The sequence below is a fragment of the Arthrobacter sp. 05L417 genome (assembly GCF_056397865.1).
On record NZ_JBFTOG010000032.1, the window covers coordinates 40,373 to 60,780 of the forward strand.

Annotated in this window: 17 protein-coding genes; 11 read left to right on the top strand and 6 right to left on the bottom strand. The window is 65.1% G+C overall.

The genetic code is table 11. The annotated features are described in order from the left end of the window. Positions 1–46: 46 nt before the first annotated feature. On the top strand, positions 47–2,137 hold the full coding sequence (locus tag AC1DJW_RS19580) for a PhoX family protein (RefSeq protein WP_476902271.1): 2,091 nt from the start codon (positions 47–49) through the stop codon (positions 2,135–2,137). 166 nt (positions 2,138–2,303) lie between these two features. Then, complete coding sequence (menD, locus tag AC1DJW_RS19585; RefSeq protein WP_476902272.1) at positions 2,304–4,013, top strand: 2-succinyl-5-enolpyruvyl-6-hydroxy-3-cyclohexene-1-carboxylic-acid synthase; 1,710 nt, start codon at positions 2,304–2,306, stop codon at positions 4,011–4,013. Positions 4,014–4,137: 124 nt separating this feature from the next. On the opposite strand, the gene AC1DJW_RS19590 is transcribed toward menD, so the two are convergent. The 4 genes from AC1DJW_RS19590 to AC1DJW_RS19605 form a co-directional block, all read right to left on the bottom strand. Beyond that, entirely contained in the window at positions 4,138–4,914 is a 777-nt protein-coding gene (locus tag AC1DJW_RS19590; protein WP_459341415.1) for an amino acid ABC transporter ATP-binding protein, read from the bottom strand. After that, positions 4,911–5,885, bottom strand: a complete 975-nt coding sequence (locus AC1DJW_RS19595) for an amino acid ABC transporter permease (RefSeq protein WP_284755347.1) — start codon at positions 5,883–5,885, stop codon at positions 4,911–4,913. The genes AC1DJW_RS19590 and AC1DJW_RS19595 overlap by 4 nt, the downstream gene beginning before the upstream one ends. A gap of 35 nt (positions 5,886–5,920) precedes the next feature. After that, complete coding sequence (locus tag AC1DJW_RS19600) at positions 5,921–6,874, bottom strand: ABC transporter substrate-binding protein (RefSeq protein ID WP_284755349.1); 954 nt, start codon at positions 6,872–6,874, stop codon at positions 5,921–5,923. A 200-nt stretch (positions 6,875–7,074) separates the two neighbouring features. Beyond that, a complete protein-coding gene (locus tag AC1DJW_RS19605; protein WP_476902273.1) occupies positions 7,075–8,487 on the bottom strand; it encodes an isochorismate synthase in 1,413 nt (470 codons plus the stop codon). Between the two features lie 128 nt (positions 8,488–8,615). On the opposite strand from AC1DJW_RS19605, the gene AC1DJW_RS19610 reads away from it, so the two are divergent. The 4 genes from AC1DJW_RS19610 (at position 8,616) to AC1DJW_RS19625 (ending at position 13,318) form a co-directional block, all read left to right on the top strand. Beyond that, positions 8,616–9,392: a demethylmenaquinone methyltransferase gene (locus AC1DJW_RS19610; protein WP_084784263.1), complete on the top strand. Its 777-nt coding sequence runs from the start codon at positions 8,616–8,618 to the stop codon at positions 9,390–9,392. 22 nt (positions 9,393–9,414) lie between these two features. After that, the gene (locus AC1DJW_RS19615; protein WP_476902274.1) at positions 9,415–10,812 is read left to right on the top strand and encodes a geranylgeranyl reductase family protein; all 1,398 of its coding nucleotides are present in this window, start codon (positions 9,415–9,417) and stop codon (positions 10,810–10,812) included. Between the two features lie 9 nt (positions 10,813–10,821). Continuing rightward, entirely contained in the window at positions 10,822–11,925 is a 1,104-nt protein-coding gene (locus AC1DJW_RS19620) for a polyprenyl synthetase family protein (protein WP_284755354.1), read from the top strand. A 487-nt stretch (positions 11,926–12,412) separates the two neighbouring features. Then, positions 12,413–13,318 carry a hypothetical protein gene (locus AC1DJW_RS19625; protein ID WP_476902275.1) on the top strand — a complete coding sequence of 302 codons (906 nt, stop codon included), beginning with the start codon at positions 12,413–12,415 and terminating at the stop codon, positions 13,316–13,318. 152 nt (positions 13,319–13,470) lie between these two features. Here the strand turns inward: AC1DJW_RS19625 and AC1DJW_RS19630 are convergent, their stop codons facing one another. Then, entirely contained in the window at positions 13,471–13,893 is a 423-nt protein-coding gene (locus AC1DJW_RS19630) for a hypothetical protein (RefSeq protein WP_284755357.1), read from the bottom strand. Positions 13,894–13,906: 13 nt separating this feature from the next. Beyond that, entirely contained in the window at positions 13,907–14,578 is a 672-nt protein-coding gene (locus AC1DJW_RS19635; protein ID WP_284755359.1) for a trimeric intracellular cation channel family protein, read from the bottom strand. 63 nt (positions 14,579–14,641) lie between these two features. Here AC1DJW_RS19635 and AC1DJW_RS19640 point away from each other — a divergent pair, with 63 nt between their 5' ends. The 5 genes from AC1DJW_RS19640 to AC1DJW_RS19660 all read left to right on the top strand — a co-directional run bounded on the left by AC1DJW_RS19640 (position 14,642) and on the right by AC1DJW_RS19660 (position 20,327). Next, on the top strand, positions 14,642–15,340 hold the full coding sequence (locus AC1DJW_RS19640; protein WP_476902279.1) for a sirohydrochlorin chelatase: 699 nt from the start codon (positions 14,642–14,644) through the stop codon (positions 15,338–15,340). 133 nt (positions 15,341–15,473) lie between these two features. After that, complete coding sequence (locus AC1DJW_RS19645; RefSeq protein ID WP_284755363.1) at positions 15,474–17,219, top strand: nitrite/sulfite reductase; 1,746 nt, start codon at positions 15,474–15,476, stop codon at positions 17,217–17,219. Continuing rightward, positions 17,216–17,932, top strand: a complete 717-nt coding sequence (locus AC1DJW_RS19650) for a phosphoadenylyl-sulfate reductase (protein ID WP_390278460.1) — start codon at positions 17,216–17,218, stop codon at positions 17,930–17,932. The genes AC1DJW_RS19645 and AC1DJW_RS19650 overlap by 4 nt, the downstream gene beginning before the upstream one ends. Continuing rightward, on the top strand, positions 17,929–18,915 hold the full coding sequence (gene cysD, locus AC1DJW_RS19655) for a sulfate adenylyltransferase subunit CysD (RefSeq protein WP_253190841.1): 987 nt from the start codon (positions 17,929–17,931) through the stop codon (positions 18,913–18,915). The genes AC1DJW_RS19650 and cysD overlap by 4 nt, the downstream gene beginning before the upstream one ends. Next, the gene (locus tag AC1DJW_RS19660; RefSeq protein WP_284755367.1) at positions 18,915–20,327 is read left to right on the top strand and encodes a sulfate adenylyltransferase subunit 1; all 1,413 of its coding nucleotides are present in this window, start codon (positions 18,915–18,917) and stop codon (positions 20,325–20,327) included. Before cysD ends, AC1DJW_RS19660 begins: the two co-directional genes overlap by 1 nt. Positions 20,328–20,408 lie beyond the last annotated feature (81 nt).

Genomic DNA, 20,408 nt, shown 5'->3' on the forward strand with positions numbered 1-20,408 from the left:
AGCGCTGTAAGGGTGGGGAAATCACTCAATCCCCGGAGGTATTCCCATGTCTGAATCAACCAAGCGCAAGTTTGACTTGCTCCCCATGCTCGGCCATACGAAGGGCAAGCGCAGTCCCGTCACGTGCGCCCTGAAGTGCGACAACGCCTGCTCGGGCGAGGTGTGCAACACGAGCTCCAACGCCTACTTCCGCGACATCGCTTCCGCAGCCGTGTCCCGCCGCGCCGCCCTGGGCTTCGGCGCCGTGGGTGCGCTCGCCGTCGTACTCGGTGGAAGCCTGTCTGGCAACCTTCCCGAAGCCGGCGGTGTTGGCCTGTCCGAGGCCGCAAAGACGGGCTTCGACAAGGCCAAGCTCAAGTTCGCGCCGATCAAGCCGGTCGACTACACCGTTGATGCCTTCACGGTGCCGGATGGTTTCGCGTGGCAGCCGATCATCCGTTGGGGCGATCCGCTCTTTGCCGACTCGCCGGCCTTCGAGCTGAACAGCCAGACCGCAGCGGCGCAGGCCCGCCAGTTCGGCTACAACAACGACTACACGGACATCCTGCCCATCCCGGATTCCAAGGACCGCCGTGCCGTGCTCTTCACCAACCACGAGTACACCAACGAGAACATCATGTTCCCGGCAGATTTGGCGGCCGCGGAGGCGCGTGCGATCGGGCGGGCCGCGCACGGGCTCACGGTTGTTGAACTCGAGCGCAAGAACAAGAACAAGCCGTGGAACTACGTCAAGGGTGCGCCGCTCAACCGCCGCTTCCTGACCGACACCACCTATGAGCTCACCGGCCCCGCCGCTGGCACGGACTTGGTCAAGACCATCGACGACCCCTCAGGCCGGAAGATCAAGGGCACCTTGGGAAACTGCTCGGGCGGGACCACCCCGTGGGGAACCATCCTCTCCGGCGAGGAAAACTTCAACGGCTACTTCGTGGCTCCCGGCACCTCGGCGGGCGACAAGCGCTACGGCCTCTCGAACAAGCCCACGGCCCGCAAATGGGAACTGGATGAGCCGCGTTTCAACACCAACAACGCCGGTTACGCCAACGAAACCAACCGCTTCGGCTGGATCGTGGAAGTCGATCCGTTCGACCCCTCCTCCACACCTAAGAAGCACTCCGCGATGGGCCGCTTCAAGCACGAGGGCGCCAACGTGATTGTTGCCGCCTCCGGCCGTGTGGTGGCCTATATGGGCGACGACGAGCGCTTCGACTACCTCTACAAGTTCGTCTCCAAGGGCAAGTACATGCCCGGCGACTCGGCCGCGGCCCGCCGGAACAACATGAACCTTCTCTCCGAAGGCGACCTCTACGTGGCCAAGTTCACGGGTGACTCACCGGCGTCGGAGATCACCGGCAACGGTGCGCTTCCCTCCGACGGCGCGTTCGACGGTTCCGGCGAGTGGCTTCCTTTGGTGGTCGACGGCGCCTCCGCAGTTCCGGGCATGTCCGTCCCCGAGGTCTTGGTCTACACCCGCATCGCCGCGGACAAGGTTGGCCCCACGAAGATGGACCGCTGCGAAGACGTCGAGCCGAACCTGGCAACCAGCAAGGTCTACGTGGTCTGCACCAACAACTCGGACCGCGGCAAGCCCGGCAAGGAAGGCGCCACCGAGGTCAACCCGCGCACCCTCAACCGGGACGGCCACATCGTGGAAATCACAGAAACCGGCGACCAGGCGTCCACGCGCTTCAACTGGACGCTCCTGATGGTTTGTGGAGACCCGGCCAAGAACTCCTCCACCTACTTCTCCGGCTTCCCGGCCGACAAGGTCTCGCCCATTTCCTGCCCAGACAACGTGGCCTTCGACTCCGCAGGCAACATGTGGATCGCCACGGATGGCGCGCCGTCGTCGATCGGGTATGCGGACGGCCTCTTCAAGGTCACGCTGGACGGCAGCGACCGCGGCAAGGTTGAGCAGTTCCTCGCCGTGCCGCGCGACGCCGAGACGTGCGGACCGATCGTGCACGACGACGAGCGGACAGTATTCGTTGCCGTGCAGCACCCGGGCGAGGAAGGGACGTTCGACGCCCCGCACTCCTTCTTCCCGGATTACGTGGGCGCCGGAGCCACCCCGGCCGCCGGCCAGGTCCGCGCCCCGCGACCGTCGATCGTGCAGGTGTTCCGCAAGGACGGCTAAGGCTGCTCCCTGCCTCCCCGCCGCCCTGCCTGACGCTCGCTCACGTATGTGGGTCTTTCGGGGAACGCTCGCTCACCTATGCCTGCATGGGTGAGCGAGCGTTTGGGATTTTGGCCCCATAGGTGAGCGAGCGTTTGGAGGGAGGCGCCGCTAATAGACTGGTGCGGTGACTTCGCAAGGCTCCCTGAGCTCCCTCGCCGCTGCCCGGATCGCTGTTAAGGCGCTGCTCGACGGCGGTGTGCGGCACGTGGTGGTCTCTCCCGGTTCGCGCTCGGCACCCATGGCGTACGCGCTGGCCGAGGCCGAAGCGGCCGGGAACGTCCGGCTCCTGGTCCGGATCGACGAACGCTCTGCCGGTTTCACGGCCCTCGGCTTGGCGTTGTCGACGGGCGCCCCGGCGGCTGTCCTGACCACCTCGGGCACCGCCGTCGGGAATCTTTTGCCTGCGGTCATGGAGGCCAACCACGCCGCCGTGCCGCTCGTAGTCCTTTCGGCCGACCGCCCGGCCGAACTACACGGGACCGGCGCGAACCAAACCACCATCCAACTGGACCTCTTCGGCGAACACGTTCGCTTCGCCGTCGACATCGCCGCTGGCAGCAACCCGAAGCGGGCCGTCGAGACCGCCATTTATGCGGCAACCGGCGCCCTCGAGGACACGCCTCCCGGGCCGGTGCAGCTCAACCTCGCGTTCCGGGAGCCGCTGGTTCCCGAACCCGGTGAGGCTCTGCCCGCCACCAAGGGCCACGGCGTTTTCCACTACGACTCGGGCCCCCAACCACTGAGCATGCCCCCCGCTTCTGCCGGACTGACGCAACGGCGGACGGTGGTTTTGGCGGGGCACGACGCCGGTCCGGTCGCCGAGGCGTTCGCCCGCGCCCACGGGCTTCCGCTGCTGGCCGAGCCCTCCTCCAACGCGCGTTTCGGTCCCAACGCCGTCGGGCCGTATCGCCTCATGCTGGACAACTTCGGGCCTGGGTCTGCGCTGCCGATCGAGCGGGTGGTGGTTTTCGGACGGCCGACTCTTTCACGGCCCGTCGCCGCCCTGCTGGCCCGCAACGACCTCCCCGCCGCCATGTACGAGCCCGTTCCGGTGGCCTGGTACGAGCACGGCCGGCGTCGCGAGGAGCGCTTTGATTCCCTGGTTGAACTGGCCGGTTTCGCTGGCAGAGGATCCGATGAGTGGCTCGACGCCTGGCTGCTGGCCGGTGCCGCGGCCCAACACGCGCTCGACGGCGTCCTCGAGGCAGAACGCGCAGCCAACGGACCCGCAGTGGGAGCCGCCGTCTGGAAACATGCGCGAGGGCAGCTGGTCCTGGGCTCCTCCAACGGCATCCGCGACGTAGACCTCGCCGGACAGCCAGGCCCCGAGCCCCTCGTCACAGTATTCGCGAACCGCGGCCTCGCCGGCATTGACGGCACCATCTCAACGGCCACAGGAATCGCCCTCGGCGCGGGCCGCGAAACCACCCTCCTCCTGGGCGACGTCACCTTCCTGCACGACGCCGGCGGCCTGTTCCTCGGAGCCGGCGAACCCGGACCGGACTTGCGCATCGTGGTCCTCAACGACGCCGGCGGTGGCATCTTCGGCCTCCTTGAGCACGGCAAGGTGGAGGACGACGGCGGCTACGGCACCGCCGTCGAGCGCCTCTTCGGCACCCCGCACAGCGTGGACATTTCAGCGCTGGCCGCGGCATACGGCGTCGGGCACACTTTGGTGCGTACGACGGCGGAGCTCGCCACCGTGCTTGCCTCGCCTTTGAAGGGGCGCAGCATTGTCGAGGTACGCACGGACCGTTCCGACTTGCGTCCGCTGCACGCGCGCATCAAGGTTGCAGTGGCCGCGGCAGTGTCCCAGGTGCTGCTCGGGGCGTAGGTGTTGGCTGGCGACGCGCAAACTGGCCGGCGACGCGCAATCTGGCTGGCGACGCGCAAATGCCCTGACGCGGCTGGATTTCCAGCCGCGTCAGGGCATTTCCGCGTCGCAGGCAGCGCAGGAACTACAGCACCCGGCTGAGGAATTCCTTCGTGCGGGCGTGCTGCGGGTTGGCGATGATTTCGCGGGGGTCACCGGATTCCACAACCACACCTCCGTCCATGAAGGTCAGGCGGTCGCCGACTTCGCGGGCAAAGCCGATCTCGTGGGTCACCACGATCATGGTCATGCCGGACTTGGCCAGGTCCTTCATCACGTTGAGCACATCGCCTACGAGTTCGGGGTCAAGTGCGGAAGTCGGCTCGTCGAAGAGCATCAGCTCCGGTTCCATGGCCAGGGCCCGGGCGATCGCGACACGTTGCTGCTGGCCGCCGGAAAGCTGAGCCGGGTAGTGGTTGGCGCGGTCGGCCAGGCCCACCCGGTCCAACAATTCGAGGGCGGCCTTCTTGGCGTCGCTCTTGGATTTGCCCTTGACCTGCACGGGCGCTTCCATGACGTTGTACAGGGCGGTCTTGTGCGGGAACAGGTTGAAGCGTTGGAATACCATGCCGATTTCCCGGCGTTGCGCGGCGATTTCCTTGACCTTCAGGTCGTGGAGGCGGCCTTTGACTTCGCGGTAGCCGATCAGTTGGTCGCCCACGGAAATGCGGCCGGCGCTAATGGTTTCCAGCAGGTTCACGCAGCGGAGCATCGTGGACTTGCCCGAACCTGACGGCCCGATGACAACGGACACCTCGCCTTGGTTGACCGTCAGGTCGATGCCGCGAAGCACATGGTGGGGGCCGAAGTACTTGTGGAGGCCTTCGATCCGCACCAGCGGTTTCTGGGTGGTGATCGTCATTTTGCCTCATCCTCCGGGAAGTCCATCTTCAAGGACGGCTCTGCTTCTGCACTCGGTGCCACGGCTGCGGCAGCCTTGGCGGCTGCGGGGTTGATGACCGCCGGCGCGAGGTTGGTGTCCACGCCCTTGCCGTAGTACGCCTCGATGTAATGCTGGCCGACCATGAGAAGACTGGTAATGACCAGGTACCAGATGGCTGCGACGATCAGTAGCGGCACGGGAAGGTAGATCCTGTTGGCCAAGGCGTTGGTCGCGAAGGTCAGGTCCAAGGTGAACGGGACTGCCAAAACCAGGGAGGTGGTCTTCAGCATGCCGATGGTTTCATTGCCGGTGGGCGGGACGATGATGCGCATGGCCTGCGGCAGGATGATCCGCCACATGATCTTGCCCTTGCCCATGCCCAGGGCTTCGGCGGCTTCCGTCTGGCCCTTGTCCACGGACTTCAGGCCGGCGCGGAAGATCTCGGCCAAGTAGGCCGATTCGTTGAGGCCCAGGCCTAGGATCGCCGCAACAAGAGCCGTAATGACTGTGCTCGTGTCCACGCTGAACAATTCCGGGCCGAATGGCACTCCGGCGCTGATCTTTGGATAGAGGACGGCGATCAGGCCCCAGAAGACCAACTGGGTGTAGACCGGGGTGCCGCGGAAGAACCACACCCAGACCCAGCTTGTGTAGCGAAGAACCGGGTTGTCCGACTGGCGCATCACGGCAAGCAGGATGGCCAGGACAATCGCAATGGCCATCGAAGCGACAGTCAGGAGCAACGTCCAGCCAACACCCTGGACCACCTTTACGTCCAGGATGTAGGTGCCCACAACGTCCCAACGGAAGTTGTGGTTAGTGATCACGCTCTGCACCATCAGCGCTAGTACGCCAACGATGACGATGGCGCTGATCCAGCGGCCGGGGTGCCTGACCGGCACCGCATCGTTCAGCACGGGCGCTGCGTGGCCTGGTTGATGATGATCCATCTGTGCACCTGATTTGTTATCGGTGGCGGGAATACTCAAGACTTGACCGCCGGGTTGACCTCGGACTTGGTGATGGCGCCTTCGGCGTTGCCCCAGCCGGTGAGGATCTTCTTGTAGGAACCGTCAGACATGAGCTTGGTCAGCGTCTTCTGGATGACATCGGCGAGGGCAGTGTCCGACTTGGCAACGGCGATGCCCTGGGGAGCGGCGTCGTAAACGTCGCCGAGCCTCTCAAGCTGGCCGTTGGTCTGGGTCAGGGCGTAACCGATGATGGGGGAGTCGGCTGCCATGGCGTCGATGCTGCCATTGACGAGCCGGGTGGTGACGTCGGTCTGGTTCTTCAGAGTCACGATGTTGATCGGCTGCTTGCCGTCAGCTGCGCACTTCTTGTTGCGGCCGGAGAGGTCCGGGTCTTCCTGGACGGTGCCGGTCTGCACGCCGATGGACTTGCCGCAGACGTCATCCAGGGAGAACTTCTTCGGGTTGCCCTTCTGCACGGCCCAAGCGGTACCGGCGTTGAAGTAGCTGACCATATTAACGGCGCCGAGACGCTCGGGGTTGATGGTGAACGACGAGATGCCCAGATCGTACTTGGGGCCGAGGGCGGGAAGGATGCCCGTGAATTCGGCGGTCTGCACCTGGACCTTCAGGCCAAGGGTTGCACCGATCGCCTTGGCGATGTCGACGTCGTAACCGACCGGGGTCTGGCCGTCGGTTCCGAGGAATTCCGCAGGAGCGTACGTCGTGTCCGAGCCGACGGTCAGCGTGCCCTTGGACTTGATGGCCGCGGGGACCATTGCAGCGAGGGTGTCGTCCTTGGTGATGGTGCTGGGGTCAAAGCTTGCATTGGCACTGCCAGAAGGCGAGGCGGCACTCGACGGGCCCGCCTCTGAGGCGTTGGTGCAGGCAGTCAGTGCCAAGGCGCCGATTGCGATGATGGTTGCAGCCTTGAGCGTCGAACTGACCGGAAGCGAACGGAATTTCTGCATTTTCTTACCTTTTGTTGCAGTGGATGCGAAACTAATCGGTTCATAGTGTAGCGCCGAACATGAGATGTGCGTCACAGAAAACTAAGTTTTACTATTGGATAACCTACCAAGTAAAAAATCAAGACCCCCAACGTGGCTATTGTCTCGCACCCCAGACAGTTGGGAGGGTAGGTTTCGATCGGAATCTGTGGGTTTGGGGCTTAGTTGCTGATCCCCAGCGACTCGAGCATCGGCCGGAATTTTGCCCAGGTCTCGGCCAGTTCGGCGTCGGGAACGGAGCCTTCCACGATCCCGCAGCCCGCGTAGAGGCGCACCGTCGTAGGACTCTCGATGATCGCGCCGCGCAGTGCGATGCCCCACTCACCGTTCCCCGCGGCGTCGAGCCACCCGACCGGTCCGGCGTATGGCCCCCGATCCATGTGCTCAAGCTCCCGGATCAGTTCCCCGGCAACCAAAGTAGGTGTGCCACACACAGCGGCCGTGGGGTGGAGGGCGTTGATCAGGGCCAAACACGTGGGGACATGTCCCTCTATATCGGCGAGCTCGGCCTTCACGTCCGATGCCAGGTGCCACACATTGGGCAGTTCGAGGATGAACGGTTCGCTGTGGGCGTTCATGGCCTCGGAGAAGGGCGCGAGCTGGGTGGTCAGCGATTGGATGGCGATCTCGTGCTCGTGCCGTTGTTTCTCCGAGCCGGCCAGCACGCGTTCGGCGTATTCCAAGGGGGAGCCGTCCACGCCCTCGGCGTCGCGACGGTCCAGCGTCCCGGCCAGGACCCGCGCCTGTGCTGTGCGGCCCTCCACCTGGATGAGCATTTCCGGCGTCGCGCCCACCAAGCCGTCGACGCCGTAGGTCCAGCATTCGCGGTAACGGCTGGCCAGCTGCTGCAGCACTTTGGCGGCGTTGACGCCGTCGGGCAGCGTCGCTACGACGTCGCGCGCCAGGACCAGCTTCTCGAGCTTTCCGGTCCGGATTTCCGCGACGCCGTCGGCCACGGCCTGCTTCCACGCGGTTTCGCTCAGCGAGCCGCTCTCCAGCGTGACCTTCCCGTCCCCCAACTGGCTCGCAGTTGTTGTCGTTATGGGCCCTCTAAACGACAACAACTGCGAGTTAGTTGGGTGCCCGACGCCGGAGCCTCCTGCCGCCGTAAGCTCACCGGCTGCTGACTCGCGTTCCCCTGACTCGCCGCTAAGCCAGCCCGCGAGGGCGGCGAGGGCGCCGGCCTCGGTGAGTTCGACGTCGTCGAGCGTCAACTGGGTGAGCCAGGACTGCCCATCCCGGATCCCGACAACGATTTCCGGAAGGATCAAGCGGGATTCAAAATCGGACGTCTTGGAGAAGGCAAAGGAGCCAAATGCAACAGGGCCGGTGCCGGGGATCTCCAAGGGATCCGTGACGTCGGCCTCGATGACGAGGTGGCGCCACCAAATGTCGGCCTCGAGAAAGCGATCGGGCCCGGAAGCGGTGAAGCGCGCGAGTTCGCCGAAGCCCACCAGTCCGTTCTCTCGGCGGGACCAGCACAGGACGTCGTCCCGGACCAGAAACGACGGCAGCCCCCCGGAGGATGAATCAACATCGAGGGGGACTGTCAAGGTGCGGAGCGTACTCGTCATGATGGAACTACATTACTCCCGCGGGCAACGGTAGCCGCGCTGGCCGGAACGGGAACCCGGAGCGCGAACCCGGGCCGGACCGGAGCGCCCCGAAAGTTCTTCCCAAATTTGTCTGAGACAATTGCAGGGTGAACCGAGCATCCTTGGAAAAGCGTCCGGACGAAGTTGCGACGATGTTTGACGATGTCGCCCCCAAATACGACGTCGTCAACGATGTCCTGTCTATGGGGCAGACCCGGCGTTGGCGCCGCGTCGTCGTGGATGCGATGGATGTTCGGGTAGGCCAAAAAGTCCTGGATCTGGCTGCCGGTACCGGCACGTCCAGCGAACCGTACGCAGACGCCGGAGTGGACGTCGTGGCCTGCGACTTCTCGCTGGGGATGCTGAAGGTCGGCAAACGCCGCCGCCCGGACATCAACTTCGTTGCCGGGGACGCCACCAAGCTGCCGTTCGCGGACAACTCCTTCGACGCGTGCACCATTTCCTTCGGCCTCCGCAACGTCAACGAACCACACAAGGCCCTCGCGGAGATGTTCCGCGTCACCAAGCCGGGCGGACGCCTGGTCATCGCGGAATTCTCGGCCCCCGTGGTCCCCCTCTGGCGGACCATGTACACCGAGTACCTCATGCGCGCACTGCCCGCCATCGCCACCAAGGTCTCCTCCAACCCGGACGCCTACGTGTACCTCGCCGAGTCCATCCGCGCCTGGCCGGACCAGGACCACCTTGCCGCGTGGCTGCAGGAAGCCGGCTGGACCGACGTCAACTACCGCAACTTGAGCGGCGGCATCGTGGCGGTGCACCGCGCACAGAAGCCCGGTGCCGAACACCGGGAAAGCGTTCCCGTGGCCAAGCTGCGTCGGCAGATCAAGCCGCGCCGCCAAGCCGGCGATCAGTCCCGCTAACCGGCCTATTAACAAGGACGCTGTGAACGTACTGATAGTCGGCGCAGGGCCAGCCGGGTCCACCGCCGCGTACTACCTTGCCCAGGCGGGCATTTCCGTGACAGTGCTGGAAAAGACCGCCTTCCCGCGTGAGAAGGTCTGCGGCGACGGCCTCACTCCCCGCGCGGTCCGCGAAATCCAGAAGCTTGGCCTCCCGCACGCCGAAGACGAGGGGTGGCGCCGAAACAAGGGGCTCAGGCTCATCGCCGGAGGCCGCACCATTGAATTGCCGTGGCCCGAGGTCGCCGATTTCCCCACATACGGACTTATCCGCACACGCCTAGGATTCGACGAGGAGCTGGCCCGGCACGCCCAGTCGGCAGGCGCCGTCGTGCTTGAACGCCACAGCGTCACCGAGGCCCTGCGCGACGACGCCGGGCGGGTGATCGGCGCGCGCGCCGCGCTGCTCGACGAGTCCGGACGCAAGACGGGCGAAACGCGTGACTTTCATGCCGACGTCGTACTCGCGGCGGACGGCAACTCGACCCGCACGGCCGTTTCCCTCGGCATGCACAAACGCGATGACCGCCCGCTCGGCGTCGCCGTCCGAACCTACTTCACGTCGCCCCGGCACGACGACGATTGGATGGAAGGCTGGCTGGAGCTCCATTCGCCGGCTTCCCACGCCTCGCAAGCTCGGCGCGGTACCCGCGCCGGCTCTCTTGGCAAGTCCGGCAAGCCGCTGCCCGGTTACGGATGGGTATTCGGCGTCGGGGACGGCACGTCGAACGTGGGCCTCGGAATCCTGAACTCCTCCAAGGAATTCGGCAAGCTCGACTACAAGCAGGTCCTGCGCGAATGGACCGCCGGCATGCCGTCCGAGTGGGGCTTCACGCCCGAAAACCAGGTGGGGGAGATCCGCGGTGCTGCCCTGCCGATGGGCTTCAACCGCACCCCGCACTACGCGCCCGGCCTCATGCTCCTGGGCGACGCCGGCGGCATGGTTTCACCGTTCAACGGCGAGGGCATTTCCTATGCCATGGAGTCGGCCCGCTTTGCGGCCGAGTTCATTATCGACGCATCATCGCGTTCGCGTTCAGCCGGATGGACAGCCGACGACGGCGACGCTCACCTTTCGCGCTACGCGGACTACGTGCGGGACCAGTGGGGTTCGCACTTCACCCTCGGCCGGATGTTTGCCACGCTGATCGGCAAGCCCGTCGTCATGAAACTCGCGCTACGGACCGGCATGCCCGTTCCGGTGCTCATGCGCTTTGTGGTGAGGATGCTCGCCAACCTCACGGATGCGTCCGCCAAGGGTTTCGAAGACCGCGTGATCCGCGTCCTCGAGATGCTGGTCCCGGCTACATCCAACACCACGTCCCCCGCCGCTTCCACCCGTGCCGGCACCGAATCAACGCTTTCCACCGCGAAAAGTTAGGGTTAACCCGTGACTCACTCTGCCGAACACAGTTGGACGCACGCCGGGCACGGCCTGCCGGACACTGTCGAACCCGCTCCCACCACCACCGCGATCGCCACCGGCCTGCAGCTTCCCGCCGGTTTCGCAGCTATCGCCAAGGACGTGGAGCTGGGTCCTGCCATCACCACGAACCTTGCCCGAGTGGAAAAGAAGCTCCGCGAAGCTATTGCCAACTCGGACCCCCTGGCTGACGCAACGTCGCGTCACCTGGTGGAAGCCGGCGGCAAGCGCATCCGCCCGCTGCTGACCCTCCTGTGTGCCCACCTCGGCGACGCATCCCGTCCCGAAGTGGTCCAGGCCGCCGTCGTGGTTGAACTGACCCACCTCGCAACCCTCTATCACGACGACGTTATGGACTCCGCGCCCTACCGCCGCGGTGCCCCCACCGCACACGAAGTCTGGGGCAACTCGGTGGCCATCCTCACCGGTGACCTGATCTTCGCCCGCGCCTCGATCCTGGTGTCCGAACTCGGTTCGCGTGCCCTGGGAATCCAGGCCCGCACCTTCGAACGCCTGTGCCTCGGCCAGCTGCACGAAACCGTGGGCCCGCGCGAAGGCGAAGACGCGGTGGAGCACTACCTGTCCGTCATCGCCGACAAGACCGGTTCCCTGGTTGCGGCCTCGGGCCAGCTCGGTGCCATCTTCGCCGGCGCCGACGAAGCCTTCGAAGACGTGCTCGTGGAGTATGGCGAGAAGGTGGGCGTGGCGTTCCAATTGGCCGACGACGTCATCGACGTCACTGGTGTCAAGGTCAAGTCCGGCAAGTCCCCGGGGACAGACCTCCGCGAAGGCGTTCCCACGCTGCCCGTCCTCCTGCTCCGCAGGGCCGCCGACAACGGTGACCAGTCCGCCGTCGAACTCTTGAAACTGGTGGACGGCGACCTGTCGTCCGATGAGGCGTTGGCCCTGGCAGTCGCCGGGCTGCGCGAGCATCCCGTCACCGCCGAATCCTGGGTCATTGCGCGCCAGTGGTCCGCGGAAGCCATCGAGGCCTTGAAGCCGTTGCCCGAAGGCGTGGTCAAGGAGTCGCTGACGAACTTCGCCCACGCCGTGGTGGAGCGCGCCAGCTAAGTTTGGCGGCCCCGCAGACCCAACTGATCCCCACCGCCACCCGCAGACCCAACTGACTCGCAGTTGTTGTCGTTTTGACCCGTCATAACGACAACAACTGCGAGCTAGTTGGGTGGGGCGCGCGAAGGCCGGGCTTAAATGCAATGGCCCCGGTTCCTTGCAACGCTACGAGTCACGCGCTGCAACGAACCGGGACCATAATCTCCGTTCGCATCAGACCCACCGGAGGAATTTAGTGAATCCGGTTACAGCATATGACAACTTTGTCACGGGTGCAACTTTCCCGGTCAAAGGGTTTTCCGGAGTTTTCGGGGAATTCTGCGCGCCGTCCTGACCTTCTTTGAATTCAAAATGGCCCCGACACGCCTGAGAAGGGGTGTGTCCGGCAGTTTATGGACCCAAAGAAGGTCAGGAAGGGCCAGCAAAGTTGTCCACATAGGGGAACCCGGAGCTACTGTCGCCTGAGCGATGCTGCTGGAGTGGCCACATGGATATAGTGCAATTCCTCCAGAGGCGGGGCGGTGCGGCCCGGACTGCGCAACTGCTTCGAGCGGGCTTTCCCAAGTCGGCGTTGGCCCAAGGGCTCCGCAACGGAACGCTCAACCTGTTGCGCCGCGGGATCTACACGATTGAGGGCGCGGATCCAGGCATCGTTGCTGCGTTAGCGGCGAATGGCGTCTTGACCTGCGTTTCGGCTGTTCGTTTCTACAATTTGTGGCAGCTGCAGGAGCCAGGAGGCGTCCAAGGACTGGGGAGTTCCCGGAGACCCGAGGCCATCCATCTCAGCTGCGGTAGCGGCCTAGTCCGGGACGGTGTGGTGGACCATGCCCGATGTAGGCACCCGGGGCATCCGTACCTTCCTGTGGCCGGCCTGGCTGATGTCCTTATCCACGCCCTGAGATGCCGACCCGAACTGGAATCCTTGGTAATTGTCCAGTCCGCAGTTAGCCGCGGGTTGATCACCACAGACTTCCTTAAGACGAAACTGCAAGGCAACCGCAACGGAGCAGCGAGGGCTGCGCTGGATCTTGTGCTGCCCAGGGCTGATTCCTTGCTGGAAGTGCTCGCACACACGCACTTTGTCCGGGCGGGCCTCCGGGTCCGGATGCATGTGGAACTGGCGGGGGTGGGGGAGGTGGACTGCTTGATCAACGAGTGCCTTGTAGTGGAACTCGACGGCCATACGCATCTGGAGCCGCGGCAGGTCAAGAAGGACCGGTACCGGGACAACGCCAGTGTGAAGGGTGGGCTCTTGTCGTTGCACTACTTCTACAAGGACGTGGTCCACCGTCCTGAAGAGATGGTCAACGAGGTCTTGACCGTGTTGCGGCACCGGGAAGTCGGCCGCTTCGCCCCCGCAAGATACGCGCCCGGGTGGGTGCCGCCGTCGTAATCCAGCAGCAGACTCCACCAAAGCGCGCGCCGTCCGACCCTCTTTGGCACGAAAAAAGCCGCGACACACCCTGATCCAGGCGTGTCGCGGCTCTTCGAAATTCAAACAGGGTCAGGAAGGCGCGGCGCCCACTAAAGCCCCCCCAAAAAACCCTAGTCTTCGTCGCTGAAAGCCCAGTCGAACATGTCGAACACGAACTCGGAGAACGTGCCTTCTTCGGATTTCCACTGGCCGCGGGCGTTGTTGCGGCGCCACACGATGGGATCGGGGACGCCGAGGTCGCCTACGCGGAAGCCCCAGGTGAACTGCTCTTCCTCGTCCTCCAGGAACATGAGGAAACCTTCGTCGTCCACTTCGAGCTCTTCGGGGTCCCAGAAGTAGTGGTACGCCTCCATGAGATCCTCGCAGCCACCGATCGCGAGGTAGAACTCCCGCAGGACCATGGGAATGGTGAACGAGTGGGCGGATAGGGCCTCGTCCAGCTCAGCCGCGGACAGCCCGTCTTCTTCCTGCCATTCGTCCTCGAGATACTTCGGTACAAGCGCGCGGAACTTCTCGAGGAACATGTCAGTCATGCTCCCATCCTAGCTAATCGCGGCCACGTGAATCGGCGCCCGAGGACACCCCGGCGCGGTGCCATCCCCGGACCGCGAGGGGCACCCGCCAACCGCGCCGCCAAGCCACCACCCGGAAGGCGAAAACCCAGGCGGCAATGACCCCGGCTGTAACCCCGTTGAAGGCGCCGATGTTCCAGAGCAAGGCCGTCAGGGCGGCTCCCGTTAGGGCCGGCAGGGCGTAGAGGTCCCGGGCGTTGAAGAGGGTGGGAATTTCGTTGGCCGTGATGTCGCGGAGCAAGCCGCCACCCACAGCCGTGGTGACTCCCAACAAGATTGCAGCCACCGGATTCATCCCGGCGGCCAGTGCCTTGAGCGTCCCGGTGATGCAGAACAAGGCCAGCCCGCCGGCGTCGAACAGTGTCAAGAGGGACGTGAAGCGCTGGATGCTCGAAAACAGGAAGTACACCAGCACCGCGGCCAACAAGGGTGGTAGCAGGTACACCGGGTTGGTGAACGCCGCGGGCGGGCCGGCGTTGATGACGATGTCTCGGATGACACCGCCGCCCAGACCGACCAGCGAAGCCAAGAGGAGCGAGCCGATGATGTCGAACTGCTTCTTGGCCGCGAGCAAGGATCCGGACACGGCGAAAAAGAAGACGCCGGCCAGATCCAGCCATACCAGCGCAAGGTCAAAAGTGAACAAATGCAGCTCCGTTCTTCGTTCACAGACGGGCGATCATGCTCGCCCAACGTTACGCTTGCACGCATGAACAGCCCCGTCTTGATCGCGTGCGCCCACGGAACCCGGAACGTCGAAGGGCAAGCCGCTATCCGCCAGGTCTTGGCCGAAATCGAGGCTTTGCGCCCCGGCCTGACCGTCGTCGAGGCCTACGTCGACGTCCAGGAGCCCGAGTTGGGCGGCGTGGTGGCCGGCCTCCCGGAAGGCACGCCCGCCGTCGTCGTTCCCTTGCTGCTCAGCACCGGCTACCACGTCAAGGTGGACATCCCCAAGGCGATCAAGTCCCGACCCGAGGTGTCCGCGGCGCCGCCGCTGGGGCCGGATCCGCGGCTCGCGGAGCTGCTCGCCGCACGGTTGCGCGACTCGGGCCTGGGCGACGACGACGGCGTGCTGCTCGCCGCCGCGGGCTCGTCGCTGCCGGACGGTTCCGTCGATTCGGAAGAGCAGGCGCGCCAGCTCGCCGAGCTGCTGCCCAACAAGGTGCGCGTCGCCTATGGCGCGAGTGCCGAGCCGAACGTGCCCGACGGCGTCGCGGCCTTACGCGCCGAACTCACCGACGACGGCGGCCGGGTGGTGGTGTCGTCGTATCTGCTGGCCACGGGCTACTTCCACGACCAACTGTCCAAGGCCGGAGCCGACATCGTGACGGCGCCGCTGCTGCCCTCTCCGGTCCTCGCGGAGATCGCCTTGGAACGCTACGACGCGGTGGTTGCTGCGCGCTCCTGAACTGTTCTTTTGGATGCATAGCCGAGCCGGTCCCACAAGGCCCGACGGCGGTTCGTGACGAAATGTTTCCCTAGGTGACTTTCCGTTTCCCGGACCTTTGTTACGCCTCTCAGGCCAGCCCTACAGTCGATGCATGACTGATACAGCTCTAGCCGGAGCGTCTGCGGACGAGGCTGCACCCAAGCGCCCGGCCCGCACCGCCCGTCCTGCCGCGAAACCCCATGGCCAGTGGAAGGTCGACGGCACTGCGCCGCTTAACGCCAACGAGACCTGGAAGCAGGAAGACAACGGGCTCAACGTCCGCGAGCGTATCGAGTCTGTCTACTCCAAGCACGGCTTCGACTCGATCGACGGCACGGACTTGCACGGCCGTTTCCGCTGGTGGGGCCTCTACACCCAGCGCAAGCCCGGGATCGACGGCGGCAAGACCGCCACGCTTGAGCCGCACGAGCTTGAGGACAAGTACTTCATGCTCCGTGTGAGGATCGACGGCGGTGCGCTCACCACCGAGCAGTTGCGCGTCATCGGCCAGATCTCCGTGGACTTCGCCCGTGGCAGCGCCGACCTGACCGACCGCCAGAACATCCAGCTGCACTGGATCCGCGTGGAGGACGTGCCGGAGATCTGGCGCCGCCTCGAATCCGTTGGCCTGTCCACCACCGAGGCTTGCGGCGACGTCCCGCGTGTCATCCTGGGCTCCCCGGTTGCCGGCATCGCCAAGGACGAGATCATCGATCCCACGCCGCTGATCCACGAACTCGCGGAACGCTTCATCGGCGACCCCGAGCTCGCCAACCTGCCGCGCAAATACAAGACCGCCATCACCGGCCACCCCTCGCAGGACGTGGTCCACGAGATCAACGACTTCGGCCTGGTCGGCATGGTCCACCCGGAACTCGGCGTCGGCTATGACCTCTGGGTGGGCGGCGCGCTTTCCACCAACCCCATGCTTGCCAAGCGGCTCGGCGCATTCGTGAAGCCCGAGGAAGCCGCCGAAGTGTGGCTCGGCGTCACCAGCATCTTCCGCGATTACGGTTACCGCCGGATGCGCACCAAGGCACGCCTGAAGTTCCTCATGGCCGATTGGGGTCCCGAGAAGTTCCGCCAGATCCTTGAAGACGAATACCTCGGCTTCAAGCTTTCCGACGGCCCCGCAGCGCCCAAGCCCTCGACGCCCGGCGACCACGTCGGCATCCACGAGCAGAAGGACGGCAAGTTCTTCATCGGAGCCACGCCCTTGGCCGGTCGTCTCTCCGGCAGCCAGCTCGTGAAGCTCGCGGACACCCTCGAAGCCCGCGGCTCCTTCCGCCTGCGCACCACGCCGCACCAGAAGATCGTTGTGCTGGACGTCGCCAAGGAGCAGGTGGAACCGCTCGTCGCCGAACTGGACACCCTCGGCCTCTCCGCCCGCCCGTCCGTGTTCCGCCGCGGCACCATCGCCTGCACCGGCATCGAATTCTGCAAGCTCGCCATCGTGGAAACCAAGGTCACGGCAGCCACCGCGGTCGCCGAACTGGAACGCCGCCTGGCCGACCTCGCGGACAGCGGCCAGTTGCCCCAGGCGCTGTCCCTGCACATCAACGGCTGCCCCAACTCCTGCGCCCGCATTCAGACCGCGGACATCGGGCTCAAGGGCATGATGCTGCCAACGCCCGACGGCGACCCCACCCCGGGCTTCCAGGTTCACCTGGGCGGCGGGCTGGCTTCGTCCAACCGCGAAGAAGCAGGCCTCGGACGCACCGTGCGCGGCCTCAAGGTTTACGTCGAGGACCTGCCCGACTACGTAGAGCGGGTAGTCCGGAAGTTCGTGGCCGACCGTGCCGAAGGCCAGACCTTCGCCGAATGGGCACACTCCGCAGATGAAGGAGATCTCCAGTGACCACCAGCACCCAGCTCCGCTCCCACGACGAACTCAAAGCACTCGCCGAAGCCGGTGCCGCCGAGCTCGGTTGGAACGCGCCCGCCCGCGACGTTATCGCCTGGGTTACCCGCAACTTCGAACTGCCCGCCGTTGCCGTGGCCTGCTCCATGGCTGACGCCGTGCTGCCGGCCCTCGTGGCTGACCAGCTCCCCGGCGTCGACGTCCTCTTCCTGGAGACCGGCTACCACTTCCCGGAAACCTACGCCACACGCGATGAGGTCGCCGCGAACCTGCGCGTGAACATCGTGGACGTGCTCCCAGAGAACACTGTGGAGCAGCAGGACCGCCTTCTCGGCAAGGACTTGTTCGCCCGCGACGCCGCCCAATGCTGCGCGCTCCGCAAGGTCCAGCCGCTGCGCCGGACCCTGGCTGGCTACGAAGTATGGTTCACCGGTGTCCGCCGCGACGAGGCCCCCACCCGGACCAACACGCCGCTGATCACCTGGGACGAGGCCAACGGCCTGGTCAAGGTCAACCCGATGGCCGACTGGAGCTTTGACCAGTTGGTCCAGTACTCCGAAGACAACATCCTTCCCGTCAACCCCCTCCTGAGCCAGGGCTACCCGTCCATCGGATGCCAGCCCTGCACCCGCAAAGTGGCCCCGGGAGCGGACCCCCGCTCCGGCCGCTGGGCAGGAACCGACAAGACAGAATGCGGACTTCACGTATGAGTACCCAAATCACCAACGAGGACCTGGAGTTGTCTGTGCTGGAAACCGACGCTGCTGAGACGCCGACTGCCGCCCAGGCTCTGCGGTCGGCCCGCCTCTCGTCTTTGGACACGTTGGAATCCGAGGCCATCCACATCATCCGCGAGGTTGTTGCCGAGTTCGAGAAGCCTGCGCTGCTGTTCTCCGGTGGCAAGGATTCCGTGGTCATGCTGCACCTGGCCACCAAGGCGTTTTGGCCTGGCAAGGTTCCGTTCCCCGTGCTGCACGTGGACACCGGCCACAACTTCCCCGAGGTCATTGACTTCCGTGACCGCACGGTGGAGCGCCTGGGTCTTAAGCTCGTGGTTGGCTCCGTTCAGGAGTTCATCGACCGCGGCGAGCTCGCCGAGCGTGCCGATGGCACCCGCAACCCGCTGCAGACCGTGCCGCTCCTGGATGCCATCCAGCGCAACAAGTTCGACGCCGTCTTCGGAGGCGGCCGTCGCGACGAGGACAAGGCCCGTGCCAAGGAGCGCATCCTGAGCCTGCGGGACGAATTCGGCCAGTGGGATCCCCGCAACCAGCGCCCCGAATTGTGGAACCTGTACAACGGCCGCCACACGGTGGGCCAGCACGTCCGTGCGTTCCCGATCAGCAACTGGACCGAGCTGGACGTGTGGCGCTACATCGAGCGCGAAGGCATTGAACTGCCCGGCTTGTACTACGCCCACGAGCGCGAGGTCTACGAACGCGACGGCATGTGGCGTGCGGTGGGTGAGGTTTCCATGCCGAAGCCCCACGAGGAAGTCGTCACCAAGCTCGTCCGCTACCGCACCGTGGGCGACATGTCCTGCACCGGCGCGGTCGTTTCCGACGCCCGCACGGTTGCCGACGTGGTTGTCGAAGTTGCCGCATCCACACTCACCGAACGTGGCGCCACCCGCGCAGATGACCGCATCTCCGAGGCAGCCATGGAAGACCGCAAGAAGGACGGCTACTTCTAATGAGCACCGAAACCGCACTCCTCGAGACTGGCCTGCGCGAATCCACGTTGTTCCGCTTTGCCACCGCTGGATCCGTCGACGACGGCAAGTCCACCCTGGTGGGCCGCCTGCTGCACGATTCCAAGGCGATCCTTGCCGACCAGCTCGACGCCGTCGCCCGCACCTCGGCGGACCGTGGCTTCGGCGGAGCAGGCGCCACCGGTAGCCAGGCGATCGACCTCGCCCTCCTGACCGACGGCCTTCGTGCCGAGCGGGAACAGGGCATCACCATCGATGTCGCCTACCGCTACTTCGCCACCGACCGCCGCAGCTTCATCCTCGCGGACTGCCCCGGCCACGTGCAGTACACCAAGAACACGGTGACGGGCGCGTCCACTGCGGACGCCGTCGTCGTACTCATTGACGCCCGCAAGGGAGTCCTGGAGCAGACCCGTCGCCACCTGTCGGTGCTGCAGTTGCTCCGCGTGGCGCACGTGATCGTCGCTGTGAACAAGATCGACCTCGTGGACTTCAGCGAGTCGGTCTTCCGCGAAATCGAGACGGACGTGCAGAAGGTCGCCCGCGAGCTTGGCTTGGGCAGCGATGGCATTGCCGACGTCGCGGTCATCCCGGTGTCAGCACTCGACGGCGACAACGTGGTGGACCGCTCGGACCGTACCCCGTGGTACAGCGGCCCGGCCCTGCTCGAGGTCCTGGAAACCCTTCCGGCCGCCGATGAGCTTGAGAGCCACCTGGAGAGCTTCCGCTTCCCGGTCCAGCTGGTCATCCGGCCGCAGGGCGCGCTGGCTCCCGACGCCGTCGCCGCAGGGCTCGACGTCGGGGCGTACCGCGACTACCGTGCCTACGCCGGCCAGATCACGGAAGGAACCGTGAAGCTCGGCGACAAGGTCACCGTCCTGAGCCCGGGCCACGAGCCACGGATCACCACCGTGACGGGGATCGACTTCGCCGGCAGCGAGTTGGCTGAGGCCACTGCTCCGCAATCCGTGGCGATCCGCCTGGCCGATGAAATCGACATCGCCCGCGGTGACACCATTGCCGCGGCAGGGACGGTGCGCGAAAGCTCTGCCGACCTGTACGCAGCGCTGTGCTGGCTCTCACCCAAGCCGTTGCGTGAAGGTGCCAAGGTGCTCGTGAAGCACGGGACCCGGACTGTGCAGGCTTTGGTGCGCAATGTGACGGGCAAGCTGGACCTGGCCACGTTCAACGTCGAGGCCGCCTCCAGCCTTGAGCTGAACGACATCGGCAACGCCCAGCTTCGACTGGCCGCGCCGCTGCCCTTGGAGAACTACCTGCACCACCGCCGCACGGGCGCGTTCCTGGTGATCGATCCCGTGGACGGCAACACCTTGGCCGCCGGTTTGGTGAAGGACCACCCGGGCGACCATGAGGACGAACGTTACGTCATCTGACCCTCCTGTGACTGGAACCGCAGCTTGTTTCCCAAACCCCCGCCTTCAAGGCCCGGGATGGGAAACAAGCTGCGGTTTTTT